16 protein-coding genes are annotated in these 18,601 nt (G+C 39.1%); 13 read left to right on the top strand and 3 right to left on the bottom strand.

Annotated elements, in window-relative coordinates:
- Complete coding sequence (gene dptF, locus ACOT8F_RS12125; protein ID WP_421652169.1) at nt 1–2,271, bottom strand: DNA phosphorothioation-dependent restriction protein DptF; 2,271 nt, start codon at nt 2,269–2,271, stop codon at nt 1–3.
- Nucleotides 2,272–2,473: 202 nt separating this feature from the next.
- On the opposite strand from dptF, the gene dndB reads away from it, so the two are divergent.
- Genes dndB through dndA form a run of 5 tightly spaced genes read left to right on the top strand, consistent with a single transcriptional unit; the run spans nt 2,474 to nt 8,655 of the window.
- Nucleotides 2,474–3,571, top strand: coding sequence for a DNA sulfur modification protein DndB (gene dndB / locus ACOT8F_RS12130; protein WP_421652170.1), 1,098 nt, complete (start codon nt 2,474–2,476; stop codon nt 3,569–3,571).
- A gap of 1 nt (nt 3,572) precedes the next feature.
- Complete coding sequence (gene dndC / locus ACOT8F_RS12135; protein ID WP_421652171.1) at nt 3,573–5,156, top strand: DNA phosphorothioation system sulfurtransferase DndC; 1,584 nt, start codon at nt 3,573–3,575, stop codon at nt 5,154–5,156.
- 18 nt (nt 5,157–5,174) lie between these two features.
- Entirely contained in the window at nt 5,175–7,148 is a 1,974-nt protein-coding gene (dndD, locus tag ACOT8F_RS12140; RefSeq protein ID WP_421652172.1) for a DNA sulfur modification protein DndD, read from the top strand.
- A 2-nt stretch (nt 7,149–7,150) separates the two neighbouring features.
- Nucleotides 7,151–7,522, top strand: a complete 372-nt coding sequence (gene dndE, locus ACOT8F_RS12145) for a DNA sulfur modification protein DndE (protein WP_421652173.1) — start codon at nt 7,151–7,153, stop codon at nt 7,520–7,522.
- A gap of 14 nt (nt 7,523–7,536) precedes the next feature.
- Complete coding sequence (dndA, locus tag ACOT8F_RS12150; RefSeq protein ID WP_421652174.1) at nt 7,537–8,655, top strand: cysteine desulfurase DndA; 1,119 nt, start codon at nt 7,537–7,539, stop codon at nt 8,653–8,655.
- Nucleotides 8,656–8,801: 146 nt separating this feature from the next.
- Here the strand turns inward: dndA and ACOT8F_RS12155 are convergent, their stop codons facing one another.
- The gene (locus tag ACOT8F_RS12155) at nt 8,802–9,188 is read right to left on the bottom strand and encodes a PfkB family carbohydrate kinase (protein WP_421652192.1); all 387 of its coding nucleotides are present in this window, start codon (nt 9,186–9,188) and stop codon (nt 8,802–8,804) included.
- 250 nt (nt 9,189–9,438) lie between these two features.
- Between ACOT8F_RS12155 and ACOT8F_RS12160 the strand changes: the two genes are divergently transcribed.
- The 3 genes from ACOT8F_RS12160 to ACOT8F_RS12170 all read left to right on the top strand — a co-directional run bounded on the left by ACOT8F_RS12160 (nt 9,439) and on the right by ACOT8F_RS12170 (nt 12,750).
- Nucleotides 9,439–10,590, top strand: coding sequence for a hypothetical protein (locus tag ACOT8F_RS12160; protein ID WP_421652175.1), 1,152 nt, complete (start codon nt 9,439–9,441; stop codon nt 10,588–10,590).
- 71 nt (nt 10,591–10,661) lie between these two features.
- The gene (locus tag ACOT8F_RS12165) at nt 10,662–11,351 is read left to right on the top strand and encodes a response regulator transcription factor (protein WP_421652176.1); all 690 of its coding nucleotides are present in this window, start codon (nt 10,662–10,664) and stop codon (nt 11,349–11,351) included.
- Nucleotides 11,335–12,750 carry a HAMP domain-containing sensor histidine kinase gene (locus tag ACOT8F_RS12170; protein ID WP_421652177.1) on the top strand — a complete coding sequence of 472 codons (1,416 nt, stop codon included), beginning with the start codon at nt 11,335–11,337 and terminating at the stop codon, nt 12,748–12,750. Before ACOT8F_RS12165 ends, ACOT8F_RS12170 begins: the two co-directional genes overlap by 17 nt.
- A gap of 256 nt (nt 12,751–13,006) precedes the next feature.
- On the opposite strand, the gene ACOT8F_RS12175 is transcribed toward ACOT8F_RS12170, so the two are convergent.
- Nucleotides 13,007–14,095, bottom strand: a complete 1,089-nt coding sequence (locus ACOT8F_RS12175; RefSeq protein ID WP_421652178.1) for a patatin-like phospholipase family protein — start codon at nt 14,093–14,095, stop codon at nt 13,007–13,009.
- A gap of 321 nt (nt 14,096–14,416) precedes the next feature.
- On the opposite strand from ACOT8F_RS12175, the gene ACOT8F_RS12180 reads away from it, so the two are divergent.
- From ACOT8F_RS12180 to ACOT8F_RS12200, 5 genes are read left to right on the top strand one after another with little or no spacing between them, the layout of a single operon-like run.
- Entirely contained in the window at nt 14,417–14,980 is a 564-nt protein-coding gene (locus tag ACOT8F_RS12180) for a biotin transporter BioY (protein ID WP_421652179.1), read from the top strand.
- A 34-nt stretch (nt 14,981–15,014) separates the two neighbouring features.
- Entirely contained in the window at nt 15,015–16,478 is a 1,464-nt protein-coding gene (locus tag ACOT8F_RS12185) for an AMP-binding protein (RefSeq protein ID WP_421652180.1), read from the top strand.
- On the top strand, nt 16,471–17,571 hold the full coding sequence (locus ACOT8F_RS12190) for an acetyl-CoA C-acyltransferase (RefSeq protein WP_421652181.1): 1,101 nt from the start codon (nt 16,471–16,473) through the stop codon (nt 17,569–17,571). The genes ACOT8F_RS12185 and ACOT8F_RS12190 overlap by 8 nt, the downstream gene beginning before the upstream one ends.
- Nucleotides 17,568–17,966 (top strand): FAS1-like dehydratase domain-containing protein, encoded by a 399-nt coding sequence (locus tag ACOT8F_RS12195; protein WP_421652182.1) that lies wholly within the window; start codon nt 17,568–17,570, stop codon nt 17,964–17,966. The genes ACOT8F_RS12190 and ACOT8F_RS12195 overlap by 4 nt, the downstream gene beginning before the upstream one ends.
- Nucleotides 17,963–18,313, top strand: a complete 351-nt coding sequence (locus tag ACOT8F_RS12200) for a MaoC family dehydratase (protein ID WP_421652183.1) — start codon at nt 17,963–17,965, stop codon at nt 18,311–18,313. Before ACOT8F_RS12195 ends, ACOT8F_RS12200 begins: the two co-directional genes overlap by 4 nt.
- The last annotated feature ends 288 nt before the right edge of the window (nt 18,314–18,601 follow it).

Raw genomic sequence — 18,601 nt, forward strand, 5'->3', positions numbered from 1 at the left:
CTACAACTCCCTTTCAAAAACAAACCCTTCAAAATCATCTCTTTTGATTTTATATGACTTATTGTCACATGGATAATGGATCAACATCTCATTTCTTTTCTCTCCATATTCCATTAACTTTTCAATAAACTCTACAAACTTAATAGCATCCTCTTTATCCTTTTTATTTGGCCTATACCCTTCTCTTACCTTATTGATGAGCTGATATAGTTGGAAATCAATATCAAGAAAGACATGTGAGGTCCCCTCTTCATTTTGATAGCCTAGTAATATAGATGATTTAAATGAATCAAGTATCTCTACATTATTTTTCTTTATATGGGAAATATACGGTTTGGGATTGAGCTTTTGAGCTAGCCTAAATTTTTCATCTGTCTTGCTAAGATATATATAGTCTTTCTTTGGACTACCTTTCCATGCAAAGATCGCTGATTTTATTTCATCATAAATATCTCTGACTTTCTTCATATTTCCAACATTAAACGAATAAAGGTTTTGAAGATATTTCTCATAATTCACATCTTTAAGTTTTAAAGAGAAGTCTTTATTAGTCAGGTATGAAATTCTTAAAAATGATTCATAAAAAGCTTGAAACGAAAAACCACTAAGAGATTCACTACTTGAAAAAGGGCTTAACCATCTAATTGCATGCTGATCTTTAATATGACTTTGAATCAATTCATCCCAGTTCTCTACAGTATGAAGACCAACAACGATCTCATCTATAAAAAACGACCGGATATGAATAGGGTCTAAATCTCTCATTGCGCTTAAAAGACTAGATCTTTCTTTTCTGTTAAATAATAAATTGGGTAATGATTGATTTAATAAATCAAATTCTGTCACAAGTTCCATGCTATTTACATTATCCGGAATTAGTATATCTGCAATAAAGTTTAAAAAGGTTCGAGCAGACAAAACTAATTTATTCTTAATGATTGCTTTAACAACTAATTGAACAATGTTGTGCTGAACGGTTGTATTTTGCAGGAGTTTGAAATTATCATGTACGATTGTGTTAACTCCATTTCTAGTGTCTTCCATTAAAGCTAAATAAAATGGATTCTCTTCATTTAAAGAAAAGATCTTTTGTAATAAAGTCGAATAGAAATTAGAAGTAGGTCCGTTTTCTGTAATTTCGTATGAATGATAGTCTCCAAAACTTAATAAGTCGAATTTTTCATTAGAAAAATGAGTGGTAATATTTTGAGAGTAAAGCCCACTTTCATTAATAAAGTTCACAATACTTACATAACTATGATCAGCATGTTCCATATTAATAAAGTTGTGTAAGACGCCCATATTAATGGCTACCATTACTTTCCTATTTGTATTTTCAACTTCCTTATCCGAAAAGCTCCTTAACACCTCTTCAAGTGTTTCCATGGCATTTTTCCCGGGAGAAAAGCTCTCGGTTGCATCATTAAATATTTCGTATTCATTCAATAAATGCGGTTTATTTTCCTTAATATAAGCAAGTAAATGCGACTTTCCATCCCCGACGCTTCCACATAATAAAATTAAATTTCCATTTCCGTTATTTTTTCTTTGATTTAAAATGTTTTCTAAATCTGTTTGAATCTTTCGCTCAACATGTAAATAGTTTTTAAATTGGCTAAATTGATTGGCATTTTCAATTGCTTCTTGAGAAGAATCTTTCAATCTTCCTAACTCTCGTAAAAGATAACTTTCCCCTGCTTCCAGATTTTTTTCTAATTCGTAAGTGGACAACTTCTCTTTTTCTTCTATACTATTTTCTTTCATTTCGCTGTCAGTTAGATGAGAGAATTTATTAGTACTTAATAACTCCATTAATTTTCGCTTTACAATTTCTTCTACATTCTCTGCTTCCTTTGGAGGTTTAGGATTTTCATATAATGGTACTTGCAGTTGTTCAGAAGTATATACTTCGTAATACCAGACCCCAATATTGTACATTTCACGGTGAAGCCTAAAGGCTTCCGTGATATCGTTATAGCCTCCATCGTGTGCTGCCTTATTTCCAGCTAGACGAATGGTATCGAACGACTTTTGTATTTCTCTTTGGATATAACCCTCTCTAGTTAAGTAGGATATCTTTTCGAAAAAAGTAGTGGTATAGGGGGCTTCAATATTTTCTTGTTTATAAACCTCGTTTAAGATAGATTCTGCAAAAAGTCTCGCTTTGACTATTGCGCTTGCCGGATCTTCATATATTAGTTCTTCCATTTTTTTAGCATTAAGAGATGCAACAGGATTAACACTCTCTAAAAAATCCATAAAAGATAGCATTTAATATCAACTCCAAAAAAGCATTATTAAAATAATTTTATCATACAACTATGTTGTTTTTTAGTCGTAGTAATGCTTATTACCAATAACAAAATATCCCTCTAAAAAACCCGAATAAAAGTTCGTATTTTTATTGTACTTAAAATATAAAAAGTATATAATCGAACTATGAATTTACGTACGTAATTTGGAGGTATTATAAATGGACGCAGCATTCAGTTACAGCTTCCCTGCTATACGAGGAATCCAAGCAAACAAGGAATATTATGTTGCTATGTGCCCGTTAAGAATTATTCCGAAAATTTTTCTTTTTGATGAGGAAGAGATCCCACCTGAACACCGCTCACAGAGGATCTTAAATAAGACAAGGATACCTGAGATTGCAAACTATATCGTTGAGAATAACCACGATTATGTCTTTTCGTCTTTAACAGCATCCATCGATGGAGAGATTGAGTTTATTTCTTTTAGTCAGGATCCATCTGCTAAAGATCTTGGACAATTACGTATTTCCTTGGATGCAAGATTTCTAATCAATGATGGGCAGCATAGACGGGCAGCGATTGAAGAAGCTCTCAAAGTTTCTCCTGAAATTGGCTCTGAAACAATATCTGTAGTTTTCTTTTATGATGAAGGATTAACGAAGTCCCAACAAATCTTTTCAGACCTGAATCGTCATGCAGTTAACACAACCTCTTCCATTGGAATTCTTTATGACCACCGTGATAAACTGTCACTTGTTACCAAAGAAATCGTTGATGAAATACCACTATTAAAAAGATATACAGATAAAGAGCGTGTTTCCCTTTCAAAAAACTCTCCAAAAATTTTAGCGTTAAATCATCTTTTTAATACCAACCTAAAATTACTCGGAAAAAGCAAAGGGGAGCCGATCACAGAAGAAGATAAAAAGTTTTTAATAAGGTTTTGGACTGTATTAACAAATTCAATGACTGAATGGAACCAAGTATTAAACAAAGAACTTTCTCCAAGAGAATTGAGGGCTACTTACATCGTTGGCCACGGAGTTTTTATAGAAGCGATCGGAATCATTGGGAAATATTTAAGAGAGTATTACCCTGAAGATTGGGTTAGCAAAATACAGAAATTATCTGCAATTGATTGGAACCGAACCAATACAGACTTATGGCTAGGCAGGGCATTCAATGAAAGTGGACGGATTCAAAAAACCAATTACACGATTCAATTAACGGCAAACAAAATAAAAACTTTATTGGATTTGCCTTTACTGGAGACAGAGAGAAAAATTGAAGAGAAATTTAAACAGGGAGTTATGTAATATGAGTGAAGGAATTATTTCAAGTCTACTCAGCAATGAGAAAACGCTTGTAAAAGAGGCAAAGCAGCAAATTAAGGATGTTTACCTTCAAGATGATCGCCCTTGGGTAGTTGGATACAGCGGAGGAAAAGATTCAACTGTAGTTGTTCAACTTGTCTTTGAAGCACTAAGAGAATTACCTAGTGAAAAACTTCATAAAAAAGTTTACGTGATCTCATCAGATACGTTAGTAGAGACCCCATTGATCATACAATCAATTAATCATACACTTAGGAAAATTCAAGAAAAGTCTTTAGAAATTGGGCTTCCTATAGAGACTCACAAGGTAAAACCAGTCGTAGAACAATCATTTTGGTTAAATATTATTGGCAAGGGATATCCTTCTCCTAATCAACAATTCAGATGGTGTACGGACCGTTTGAAGATTGATCCTGCCAATCAATTTATTACTGATAAAGTCAATTCTTTTGGGGAAGTAATCATGGTTTTAGGTGTCCGAGAGGATGAAAGTGCAACTAGAGCTAACGTTATTCGTTCTCATTCCGTTGAAGGTAAAGTCTTAATGCGACACTCAACTTTATCAAACGCTTATGTATATGCACCTATTAAAGGATTTAAATTAGATGATGTATGGGATTACTTATTAAGCAGCCCTTCACCATGGGGAGACGACAACTTTGAGCTTCATCGGTTGTACCAAGATTCAAGCAGTGGTGAATGCCCACTGGTTGTAGATAAAACCGTTAAAGATACTGCTGGATCTTGTGGAAATAGTAGATTTGGTTGTTGGGTATGTACTGTTGTAAATGAAGACAAAGCTCTTACTGGTTTTATTCAAAGCGGCCATGATTGGATGAAACCCTTATTGGATTTCAGAAATTGGCTTTCTTCTATTAGAGATGACCGAAGCAGACGGATGAAATATAGAATGAACGGACAAATCTATTATAAAGATATTAAGATTGAAGATATAGATGGCATACCAACTCACATAGTACCTAAAAAAGGAAGTCGACCAAAACAGTTTATTCAATTAAAACATTACACCATAGTAAAAAAAGAAAATCTAAAGAATTATTTGCATGAAAACAATATAGACTTGAGTGCTGCTGGAGACCCTCCAATCCTTATTCAGTATCTAGATGAAGAGAGCAATACACAAAAACTAGCACAATTAGGATTAGGTCCATTCACAATTGAAACCCGCAGAGAAATATTGGAACGGTTGTTGCAGGTTCAAAAACAACTTCAGCATCCAGATGATCCTAATTATGAGCTAATTAAGGAAGAAGAATTAAAAGCGATTAGAAAAGTTTGGTATAAAAAAGGCGATTGGGAAGACCAATTACCTAAAATCTTTCATTCTGTAATGGGTTATGTCTTGGATTGGGAAGTGGACGATCGCCCTCTACTTAATAAAGATCAGCTTTCAGACCTTGACCTATTATGTGATGAATATAAAGTTGACATTAAAGTGTTAAAGAAACTTCTTTCGGTTGAAAAAGACTATTCCGGTTTTAAAGTACGTAGGGGATTGATGGATGAGATCTCTAAAGTGCTTAAACAAGATTATTTACATCTATGATTCTGTGAGGTTTAATTTATGTATTTAAAACAAATTCAATTAACTAACATTGGTCCATACCGTGGTATTCATTCTATTGACTTAGACACTTCTAATAGAAAAAACACAATATTAATTGGTGGAGAAAATGGTGCAGGAAAAACCACTTTTTTAAACTCAATTAAAATAGGTTTATTCGGCTCATTTGCTTTTGGCTTTAAAACTGAGAATAAAGATTACTTCAAAAAAGTCGGAACCCTTTTAAATCATATAGCTGTTAATAATGAAGAAAATAATTTTCGAATAAAATTAGATTTTGATATCGTTGATGACCTTTCTAAGAAAAGTTACTCACTTTTTCGTGCTTGGAAGATTAAAAATGACAACATTAAAGAACAAATAGATATTATAGAAGATGGAAAACACTTAACTGAATATGAAAAAGATATTTTCCAATCTAAAATTAGAGAGATTATGCCGCCCCATCTTTTGGATTTGTGCCTGTTCGATGGAGAGGAAATTTCAAGGATTATTAATAATAATCAACTATCCCTTTACCTTGAAAAATTGACTTATGTATTATTTAATCTCGATCTATTTGATGTCTTAGAAAACGATTTGAATTCCTATTCTCAGCAAAACGAAGTTCTTTCTAATCTAAATAAACAAGAAAAAGAACACTTGCAGTTAATAGAGGAGAAGAACACTATAACCCATAAGTTAAATCAAATAGATGAACAACTCTCACATCTTCTATTAAAAGAACAGGAATTAGAGGAAAGTTATCAAAATGTTAAAAATGATTTTAAAGTCCACGGTGGCTTAGCACAAGATGAACGTGACAAAATAAATCAAAAGATGATCGAACTAGAAAATGTTCGGAAACAAAATCATGAATTAATAAGACAATTTGTCTCTAATTCTCTTCCCTTTTTTCTAGCAAAGGATGTAGTTAACGAAACTCGTGCTCAATTAATGAATGAGGAAAAATATCAACTCTATACATCTCTTGAAAAAAATCTTACACATGAAAAACTGTCACAACTACTTACAGAAGTACAAGCAACTCCTGAAAAAGAGGACATACTAAAACAAGGTATTCTTTCAACCGTTAAACCATCTGACGAAATTGCTATTATTCATGGAGCCTCTTTCTCCGAAAGTAGACAAATTGAGAATGTCTATGAAGATATCAGAAGCGATAGGCTTCTTCACCAATCTAAACGTATAGAAGAAAATAAGAAAAAGCTGAAAGATATTCAAAATCTTAGAGAAAAACAAAAAGTGAATGATGCGTCTTCAGAATTCAGTGACATGTTGTCTAGTATGGAAAAGTACTCTCAAAAGTTGAATATAGTTAAAAGTGACATTGAAAAACATAACGAAATTAAAGATGAATTAATATTCTCATTAAAAAAGGTGAATTCTGCGATAGAAGCTATTGAATTAAACTTTAAGGACCAAGAAAAAAGTCGAAATTCTTTCGTTGAATCCCAAAAAATCATTTCTCTAAGCAGAAAATTCAGAGTACTTCAATTGAAGAAAAAGCTTCAAGAGGTTCAAATTGAGGCTACAAAAATGCTAAATAAATTGATGAGAAAACAAAATTATATTTCTTCATTAAAAGTAGATCCTGTCTCGTTTGAGGTATCTTTATACGATCAAAATGGCGACCCTATGGAAAAATCAACTTTATCTGCTGGGGAAAAAGAAATTTTGTTACTATCTATTTCATGGGCCATTTTTAAATCTTCCGGAAGAAATGTACCATTTATCTTTGATACTCTATTAGGAAGATTAGATCGTACTCATAAGAATAGTCTATTGACTCATTACATTCCCCACTGTGGTAGGCAAGCTATTATCCTTTCTACAGACGCTGAGATAGATGAAAAGACTTATGAATTACTTCATACGTACACTGCAAAAGAATATACATTAGATTTTAATGTAGTTAAAAAAGAAACAAATATATTATCGAACTATTTTTCATTTAAGCGCTTGGAGGTATAAATATGAATTTTAGAATTAAAACATCGAGGAGAACTGCTGAAAAACTAAAATCACTCCAAGCTACTACAGGGCTTACTTGGAATATTCTTTCAAGATTAGCTGTTGGATTATCTTTAAGAATTCCCGAAATCCCAGATTTGGTACAAGATAAAAATGGAGTTGATATTCATCGTAATGCAATGACTGGTGAATATGATTACGTATATAAGGCATTGATTAGACAGCATGCTAAAAAGAACATAAAGGATGAAGAATACTTTCCTGATTACTTCAATGCACATTTAGAGCGAGGAATTCAATTTCTTGAAAATGAATATAAACACGCAGGAAATTACGATAAATTACTCAATAATCTATTAAAAATTAACTCTTAAAGGTGGAGTTACCTATGTTATATCTTGATAATAGTGCTACTACTCCTCTCTTACCTGAAGTAAAAGAAGCAATGTTGCCTTACTTGCTTGAGGAATTTGGAAATCCATCGAGCAAGTACTATTCATATGCTGTAAATGCTAAAGAAGCTGTTGAATTAGCTCGGAATAATGTAGCAACTTTATTAGACTGTGATGCCAATGAAATCACTTTTACTAGTGGATCTACTGAAACAAATAATATGATCATTAAAGGTGTTGCAGATTATTATCAATCAAAAGGGAAACATATTATCACTTCAAATGTTGAACACCCTTCTGTATTAGATACGTGTGAATTTTTAGAAACAAAAGGATATGAAGTGACTTACCTCAATGTAGACCAATACGGAAGAATATCTTTAGAGGAATTAAGAGCTTCTATCAGAAATGATACAATTCTAGTTTCAATCATGTGGGGTAATAACGAACTTGGATCATTGAATAACATTGAAGAAATTTCGAATACATGCAAGGAAATGGGTGTATTATTCCATACTGATGCTACGCAGGTTGTTGGTAAGATTCAATTATCATTGGAAGAATATCCAGGGATCTCGTTTTTATCCTGTTCCGCTCATAAATTTCATGGCCCCAAAGGAACCGGGGCTGCTTATATTAAATCAGATGAATATGGTGTCTCTACTCCATTAACTCCTCTTTTTCATGGCGGTGGCCAGGAAAATGGAGTTCGAAGTGGAACTTTAGCTGTTCACAATATTGTAGGAATGGGTAAGGCTGCAGAGTTGGCCTTTAAATCTCTTGAAGAAAACATTGTTAAAATAGGTGAACTTGAACAGAAATTAACTGATTTATTAAAAGAGAAATTTTCAAATCATATTATTTTTAATAATGATATTGTAAATAAGATCCCTGGAATACTTAATGTTCAGTTTATAGGCATTAATAATGAGATCCTTGTAAAAAAATTGGCACCAGTTATGGCTGTTTCTACTGGATCAGCTTGTAGTTCTAGTAAGCCTAGTCATGTGTTAGCTGCAATTGGACTTACTTTAGATCAGATTCGAAATACACTAAGGTTTTCACTTTCACCATTAATAACGATTGAAGAATTATTGATTTTCAACTCCTTATAAAATATATAATTAAAACCACCTGAGATAGCAGGTGGTTATTTGTTAATAGAAAATTTAAAGAGAGCTATCTACTTCTGTTCAAAAAAACAAAGCATTTGCCCAAACTGCTCTTAGGATAATGCGTTTCCCATACTCTTAATTGCACATTATACGAATGTCTCCAAAAACCCCTCAACCTCCTCCAAACTAGGATAAGAAGCCTGAGTCCCCCACTTCGTCACACTCAATGCCGCAAAAGCAGTAGCCATCTTAATAGCCTCCAGCATATCCCCATTCTTCACAAAATAGTGAGAGAAGCAACCAATAAAGTCATCCCCAGCACCGGTTGTATCAACAGCCTTTACCTTATGGGAATCCACAACATGTACATCCTCTTTCGTCACCCACATAACCTTTCTGCTGCCCATAGTAACAATGACATTTTTTAAGCCTTTCTCAATCAAAGTAGTTGCAACCGCTCTGATCTGCTCTTCACTCTGCAAGTCGCTTGTTGGGGCTGTCAAGGGCTTGCGCTCTTTTATCTGTATCACCATAGTGAAAGTCAAAAAAATCAATTATCCTCTTTAACAACGCATTTTAAAATAGCTGCCCCTGACATACACCTGACACAAAGACCTGCTTCCCAGCCCAGTCCCAGCAGCACTTCCCCCGTTTCGAATTTTTTTCATAATTTTTCTAAAAGCTCTCCCCTCTGACATTTCCCTGACACATTCGCCCAGTAAAGTATGAGTATAAGGTTCAGGACAAAATGATCCTTACCACATACTTTAGGAGGAATGAAAAATGAAAAAATCAGTTTTAACTTTTGCGATTGCCGGAACGGTTTTAGTTGGAGGATATACGGCATCGTCTGCGTTTGCGGCGGTAAATAACACGACTGCGAAAACGGCTCAAAGCAGCTCAGCTTCATCAGCACAGCAAGCGAAACCTGGTTTTGACGGCATGGGTCACGGCGGAGGCTTTAAAGGGCACGGCGGATTTGGCGGACACGGCGGTCCAGGAGGATTCTTTGGCGGAAATACAGACGAGCTGTTGGCAAAAGCAAAATCACTCGGCATCAGCACAACTGGAAAAGACGCTGAAACATTAATGACAGAAATCAGAGATCTGACTCTTAAACAAGAAGCGAAGGATCTTGGCATCTCAACTAGCGGTAAAACAACAGACAAGCTTGCGCAGGAAGTTCAGTTAGCCAAGCTTCAAAAAGAAGCTGCGAAGCTTGGTGTAGCTACTAAAGGAAAAACAGCTCAAACACTGATGAACAACATCCATCTTGCAGAACTGAAAAAGGAAGCGGCTGCACTCGGTGTTTCCACAACAGGCAAAAATGAGCAGACGTTAAGACAGGATATTCAAAAAGCGGCTCTAACCAAAAAAGCGAAGGAACTTGGCGTTGCAGCTTCAGGTAAAGATGTACAAACTCTTATGCAGGATGTGTTTACCGCACAAGTGAAGAAAGATGCGAAAGAGTATGGTGTCTCCCTGACAGGTAAGGATATCCGCCAGGCAGCTCAGGAAGTTCAGGCAGCTAAGGTGAAAGCAGAAGCGAAAAAATTGAATATCACAATCGATGGTAAATCCATTGGGCAGCTTGCTTCTGAGGTAATGGATCAAAAAGTGAAAAACCTTGCAAAAGAACTGAATATCACAACGGATAACAAAACAACTAGAGACTTGATTGACGAAATCAAAGACAAAAACCCTGATAAATTGAAAGATCTTCTAGGCGACGATCACTTCGGCATAGGCGGATTCGGACATGGCCGTGGAATGGAAGACGGCCGTTTTGGCGGCGGCCACGGCCATGGCGGCCCAGGGCATGATGGTCCAGATGGCGGTCCACAAGGTACTCCTGACCAAGGACAAAACGGCACAGGTTCTGCTTCAGCCCAAAACGGCCTGCAGCAAAGCAACTCGCAAAATACGGGCATCTGATTTCGGGCAAATCCCTGGTATTTATCGCCAGGGATTTTTCTTGTATAGTGGAGAAGGATAGGGGGATCGCCATGAATAAAACCATTTTAGTCGCTGAAGACGAAGAAACGATTTCAAGGGTATTAACGGTTTATTTAAAACATGATGGCTATGATGTACAGCATGCTTTTGACGGACCTGAAGCTGTATCCAAATTCAAAGAAAATGCGCCTGATCTCGTTCTCCTTGATGTGATGCTTCCGGAGGTGGATGGCTGGGGTGTTCTTCAGGAAATCAGGAAAAGCAGTGCCTGTCCGGTCATAATGCTCACTGCCCTTGGAGATATTGATTATAAATTAAAAGGGCTCAATCAGGGAGCCGATGACTACATATCAAAGCCGTTTATCGGTGAAGAAGTGGTTGCCAGGATCAATGCTGTCTTGCGCAGATCCACTAAAGTACTTGAGTCAGACAACCGCAGACAGTTCGGAAATTTAACCATTAACACAGAATCACACCTTGTAACGATCGACGGCGAAACAGTTATTTTGACCCCGAAGGATCTCTCTCTTCTTTTATTCCTCGCTGAAAGACCGAACCGCACTTTTACGAGAGAAGAACTGCTTGATCAAGTATGGGGCATTGATTACGAAGGCAGTGACAGGGCCGTTGATCTTGCTGTGAAACGGATCCGTCAGGCTTTGTCCAATTGGTCATCTTCATACGGTGTGATCCGCACATTCAGAGGATTGGGGTATCAGTTCAGTGTTAACGAAAAATAATACACGCACAAGTCTCTTAACCTATTGGACGACCCGCTACCTCATTTCTCTTTGCATCGGTCTCCTTCTTCTTGGTGCCGGATCTTTCTGGTGGATTAGGCATACTACGATTGAAAACAGGCTGAATCTCTTGGAATATTTGGCTGATGAAACAGCTGACCAGGTCTCACAGTCCTCAGGAGGGAATGAATTTGATGCCTTTGACAGACGTTTTGACAACAGATCGCGCGTCCTCAATATGGAACGCCCTCCCCTTTTAATCATCACAGATTTGAAAGGAAATGAGATCGGACGGGGCGGCGGCCGCGGCCTAAGAGATGATAACAGGCCTGGAGCTTTTCAAGTGAAACTCCCTGCTGAAATCTTTGCAAACAGCGATTCCGTGCAAAAACTGAATCCAAACGGCACTGCCTTATATGCTGTCAAAGCACCTATCAAAGACAATTCCGTTCAGACAGGATGGGTTGTTGTGATGCAGGATGAGGCGGAACTTGCGAAGGTGAACCAGGAATACCGCCTTTTGATTATTTTGCTTGTCGGACTTGGCCTATTGGGCTGGCTAGTTATATACTTTCTATCAAAAAAAATCGTAAAGCCGATTCAGGAGGTTGCCCATGCAGCTGCCAGTATGAAAGACGGGAACTATGATGTGAAGCTGAATTCCGCCGTGAAGGAACAGGAGATCTATGATTTAGTTACTTCATTTCAAGAAATGACTCAGCGGCTGACCCAGCTTGAGAAACTCCGGGCAGAATTATTAGCGGGCGTTACCCATGATTTAAAAACGCCTGTCACCTCCATAAGCGGACTCATCCAAGCAGTACGGGACGGCATTGTTACAGGAGATGAACGGCAGGAATTTCTGGACATTACCTTAAAAGAAATCGGGCGTCTGCAAAATATGATTGCTGATTTACTTGACTTCAACTCCCTTTCAGCAGGTGCTTTTACGATTCATCCTGAAACTTGTAATATGAACGAACTCATTCATACCATTATTCGTGAGTGGCGTGTTACCCAGCAATCAGAAGTTCAATGCACTGTATCGGCACCGGAGGAAATCATTTATAGAGAAACCGATCCACTCCGTCTGCAGCAGATTCTTATCAATCTGCTCAACAATGCGGCTCAGGCAATGAACGGAAAAGGTTCGATTATCGTATCCCTTTCTGAATCAGGAATTGATATCGCTGATACCGGCACCGGCATTCCAGAAAAAGAACAGCCTTATATTTTTGAACGCTTCTTCCGCGGTGAAAAGAAAAAGCTGAAGGTGCGCGGGCTTGGGCTTGGACTTCCTTTCAGCCGGATGCTCGCAAAGGCGCTCGGCGGGGACTTGGTTTTGAGAAAGACCAGTCCGGCAGGAAGTATGTTTTCAATTATTTGGAATAACAAATGAGCTGGCCTAAGAATGAGCCAGCTCATTTATATAGATTAGTCTTTGATCTTCCTTACAAAAGGACTGGGCAAAGCTCTCTCTCCGAGCTCCTCATCAGGATTACATCCAAAATCAAAGTGTCGAAGTCATTATTCAAAGGAGCAGGCCCATTATGTCTCATGACTAATGGGGTGCTCCTCTTTTAGCTCCGGGAAACCGGAACCTTTTAATCTATTATTTATACATGCCTTTATGATACTTCTTGGCGTAAAAATACTTATTGGAAAAAGCAATCAAATGGTCGGACTTTTTTCCTTCTGGGAAATTTTAAATCGAGGGCTTCAGGAGAGTCCGAACCAAAAAACTTTTCAACATCAAATGTTGACTTGACGCCAATCTTATCGTAATTTTCCTTGATCCATGAATCAGCATTTTTTCGGCCGAAGTCACGCAAGTAAATGAGATAATCCCATGAAACATTCAATTTGCTTGAACCATCTAGATTGTTCAAACCTTCACCTGTATTAATAATGTGAATATTAACTTTCTCCAATTGACCATTGTAATCAAATCCATGATCAACTAGTCTATTTAACGAATTGATGACGAGTATTTCACGCATTAAACTAGCGTTAAAACCGATGTCGGTTGCACGATCAACAATGTCATGAGCATTTGTCGGCAGCTTGGGGTAATTGGTTGGGTCAATTTGCACAACTATTAAATCATTGCAGTCATGCTCCCATAGCAGTGGGAAGAGAGCAGGATTCCCTACATAACCACCATCCCAGTAATGCTCTCCATTGATTTCAACAGCTTTAAAGATTTGCGGCAAGCACGCTGAGGCTAAGACGGTATCGACTGTAATTTCATGGGTATCAAACACTTTAATTTGTGAAGTCCTCACATTAGTAGCAGATAAGAAAAGCTTTATTTTCTGATTGTTACGGACCTTCTCAAAAGTAATCGTCTCATTTAGAGTATTCTTAAGCGGGTTGAAATCGAAAGGATTGAGCTGATAAGGGGAGAGGAATGATGTGATGATCCCCCATGATTGATAGAGTGGGTTGAAATCCATATTACCAGGACCCATCATTTTATCCAACCATGTCGGTTGAAAAGGAGAAAACATTCCCGATTCAGCGTTTTTACGCCAAAATAAGTCGAGCTTCTCTCGCGCCGTTTGTCTGTTTCCAATCGTCAATCCATAGGCCATTACGGTTGCGTTAACCGCCCCTGCACTCGTACCCGATACAGCTACAACTTCCAAGTTTTCTTCTTCAAGCAATCGGTCGAGAACTCCCCATGTAAAAGCTCCATGCGCCCCTCCGCCCTGTAAGGCTAAGAGAATCTTCTTTTTTTTCATATATTTTCTCCTCCTTAAAATAAATGGATATGTTCAAAACTTACAACTTTTAGATACATAGATTTTTAGATTTATAAAGGCTCTTGCTCCTTCACTTTTAAATATAAGTTATGACGCCTTTTAACACCCTTATTGTAACTGTTACTTTTAGATTCATTTTGCACTTTTTTCAGTAGCAATTCCGAAAATCACAAATTTCTATCAAATATATGTTAACTATTAAAAATAAAAAGTTGACATTTATAACAATAATCAGGCACCATAAGATTAGAAGTGCCAATTCAGCACTTGCCTATCATCTGACTTGTAAAGGAGAGCATCATGAAAATAAGGGACATTACATACATTTCATTATTTGCAGCCGTTATGGGAGCTTTAGGATTAGTCCCTCCCATCGCCTTAGCTTTTACGCCTGTTCCCATTACCCTTCAAACGCTGGGTGTATTGCTTTCGGGCGGGATCCTGGGTGCGAGATTAGGCGCCTGGAGCCAAATTGTCTTTTTAGCGTTAGTTGCGGCAGGTATGCCCCTGCTATCAGGCGGACGCGGGGGTATTGGCGTATTTGTCGGTCCAAGTGCCGGTTATTTAATCGGCTATATTTTTATTTCATTCCTGCTGGGATTCATCATTTCCCGGATAAAAACAGTTACTTTCCCTAAGATACTGGGAGTAAATTTAATTGCAGGGGTATTTTTGCTGTACGTTTTCGGAGTCCCTGTCCAATCTTTCGTTATGAACCTTCCAATCAGCCAAACCATTAAAATATCCCTTATCTATATCCCAGGGGATATTCTGAAAGCTTTGCTTGCTTCCTTTTTAGTCTATCGTCTGAGAAAATCCCCCGCAATGCGAAGCTTAAAACTGACCAAGAACGAGACACTTTGAAGTGTCTCGTTCTTTCTAAGAAAGGAGCATTAGCATGACTTCTATTACATCTTCCTATTTGGAGCACAGTGCTGCCTCACCGGACTCCATAGCGCTTCAGACTGCTGATGAACAGATCACCTATAAACAATGGAGCGACTCCGTTTTCCAGACAGCGAATTGGTTTTCCTCCTATAAGGACGCTGGCAGCAAAACAGCCGCCATTCTTTTGCCGAATGGCATTCCTTTTTTGCAGCTTTTTGCTGGGGCAGCGAGTGCCGGATGGATAGTGTGCCCGCTGGATATTAGATGGGGAAAAGAGGACTTAAATGCAAGAGCAGAAATCGGCAATCCCTCTATGATCATCACAACGGAGGAATATGCAGATCAATTGGTCTCTGTCCAGACAAAAATTATCCTCCTGGAGGAATTCTTGAAGCAGACAGAGCAGTATGGCACCTCCCCTCCTGCAATAAAAGAAGATCCCCCTTTTTATATGGGGTTTACCTCCGGCTCTACCGGAAATCCCAAAGCCTTTGTCCGTTCTCACGGTTCCTGGGTCGAAAGCTTTGCCTGCAATAAAACCGACTTTCAGATGAAAGAACAGGAACAGGTTCTGATTCCCGGACCGCTGATTCATTCGCATTTTCTCTATGGGGCTATCAGTACGCTCTATTTGGGCGGAACCGTTTTTTTGCTGGAAAAATATTCAGCTGAAAAGCTCCTTGCAGGATTGAATCATAACCCAGTAACAGTGGTTTATCTCGTACCGACCATGATTGAAGGGCTTATCAAGAATAAATATCAGGTTAATAAGCCCGTAACCATCATTTCATCAGGAGCCAAATGGGAGCCGGATTCGAAAAGCAGAGTGAATACCGTATTTCCCGAGTTAAGGATGTATGAATTTTATGGCGCCAGCGAGCTTAGTTTTGTAACGGTTCTCTCCCATGAGGATAACTTTAAATACCCGGGCTCTGTCGGAAGACCCTGCCATAATGTGAAAATCCAAATCAGAAAGAAGGATGGCAGCATCGCGCCTGCTGGTGAAATAGGAAAGATCTACGTCAAGAGCAATATGATTTTTCTCGGCTATAAGCATACCCGTGGCTCTATGATTGCTTCTGAAACAGACAGTAACGGGTGGATGTCGGTGGATGACATGGGATACTTGGATAAGAACGGATTTGTCTATCTTGCAGGACGGGAAAATCATATGATGATCTATGGCGGCATCAATATTTTCCCCGAAGAAATTGAATCGGTCCTGCTGCAGCATCCCCTTGTCGAGCAAGCTGCTGTAGTCGGTTTAAAGGATTCCTACTGGGGAGAGATTGTTACTGCAGCCATAAAAGGACAGGCAGCCAAGAAGGAACTGAAGAGCTTATGCCGCGAGAAGCTTTCTTCCTATAAGGTGCCTCGCAGGTGGTTCTTTATTGAAGATATGCCTCTTACCTCAAGCGGAAAAATCGCAAGAGCCGCGGTGAAAAAACTTGCAGAGGAATATGTTTATGACTAAGAAAGCGGTTATTACTGCGGCAAAGCGGACACCTGTCGGCAGGGAAAACGGGATGCTCAGGGAATACGAACCTCATAAGCTTATATCCCCTCTATTGCAGCACTTGGGCAGGGCAATTGATTACCGTTTGGACGATGTCCTTTTAGGAAATGTTGTCGGACCAGGGGGGAATATCGCCCGGCTTGCCGCATTGGAAGCGGGCTTCCCTCTTTCCGTCCCCGGCTTGACAATTGATCGCCAATGCAGTGCTGGACTTGAAGCCATCCGGACAGCCTGCTTTCTCATTCAGGGCGGGGCAGGGCAGGCTTACATAGCAGGCGGAGTGGAAAGCGCCAGTACTTCTCCCTTTAAGAAAAGAGCCCAGTTTGCTCCTTATGAAATCGGAGATCCAGAGATGGGAACTGCAGCTGAATATGTGGCAAAGGCCTTCAATGTCTCCCGGGAATTGCAGGATGAGTATGCTTTGCTGTCTTATCAGAGGAGCCTTCAGGCACATGAGCTTCAGCTATATGAGCCTGAGATCGTCCCCCTCGGAGAATTTTCTGCAGATGAAGAGTTTCGCAGGCAAAAGGACATGGAACGCCTTGTCAAACGTGCGAAGCCCATCTTTGAAAAAGAAACAGGCACCGTTACGGCAGCAAACAGCTGCGGCATTCATGACGGCGCCAGTGCTGTCATTGTGATGGAAGAGAGTATGGCAAAGAAAATGGGCATGCAGCCTGTACTGCGTTTTCAGGACAGTCAGGTAACTGGTGTGCATCCCCATTTCCCCGGCATTGGACCAGTTCCGGCCATTCGGGAATTGCTTAAGAGAAACCAGCTGACGATGGAGGATATTGATTTAATTGAAATCAATGAAGCCTTTGCTTCAAAAATTGCCGCTTGTGCAAAGGAGCTTGACATTCCCTATAGCAAATTAAACGTCCAGGGAGGTGCCTTAACCCTTGGGCATCCGTATGGCGCATCAGGTGCAATCCTTGTAACCCGCTTATTTTACGAGGTGCAGCGGAGAAAAGACAGCCGCTATGTCCTTGCCGCAATCGGCAGCGGCGGCGGAATAGGAGCAGCTGTGTTATTTGAGGTGGTCAGATGAAAACAGAAGCACAGGAAATACTGTTTACAGATAAGGATGTGCTCTCCTATGTTCAGGCTCTCGGAGATCGCAACCCTGTATATCAATCTGCAGAACAGGCATTGCAGCATGGCTATAAGCATATCCCCCTTCCGCCCCTCATGCCCGTTATCTCCTATCAGCGGATTTCGGTTCCATGGGAGCTGCAAGCACCAGTTATTCACAGAGAGCAACAGTGCACGCTTTATCAGGTAATGTTCAGCAATGAAAAGTATAAAGCCGTTATCAGCCTGTCAGATCAAAGGAAGCACGGGGACTATTTTTTCGTCAGACAAACCCTTCATTTATATGATCTGGACGGTCATTTATGCTTTACAGGTGTATCATCCCTTGTGGCAGGAGGCATTCACAAATGAGAGTAATAGCATTTCAAGTGAAGGAGACCGATATTGAGCAATATGCTCTCATTTCCGGTGATGTTAATCCAATCCACATGGATATAGAGGCAGCAAAAAGATACGGGTATTCAAATCGAATTGGCCATGGCATGTTGACTATGGCTAAAATATGGAGCGCCGCAGCACAGGAGCTCAAGCTTTCCGGTCCCAAGCCAAGCCTGATACGCATGAAGTTTTTGGCGCCGGTGTATGCAGGGGATGAAGTTCAGCTGACGCTTTCCCGAGAAAGCGATATCCTTCATATTAAAGGAACCTCCCGGGGTGAGACCGTTGTAAAAGGGTCAATCACCCTAAGAACTCCGTGATCCCTGGCTTTTATACCGGGGATTTATTGATTTTCCGGATTTTGATTATTTTCCTTGCAGTGCCGCTGATTACATGGCTGGCTTAACCAGTTATAATTGGATATATATATAAAGATTAAATTAAAGTTTGTGAAAAGATGTACTTAAGCTAACAAGGCAGGTTAGCATTCCTGTAGATCTTTAAATATCAGGTTTGAAAAAAATAGAGCCCCTCAGTAAGATACGAGTATAGAGTCCAATCTAACTCAACGTCTTAAGGAGGAAGCCTTACTATGAATTTTAAAATGC

Source organism: Chryseobacillus diguaensis (assembly GCF_049220665.1).
Lineage (GTDB): Bacteria > Bacillota > Bacilli > Bacillales > Bacillaceae > Metabacillus_B.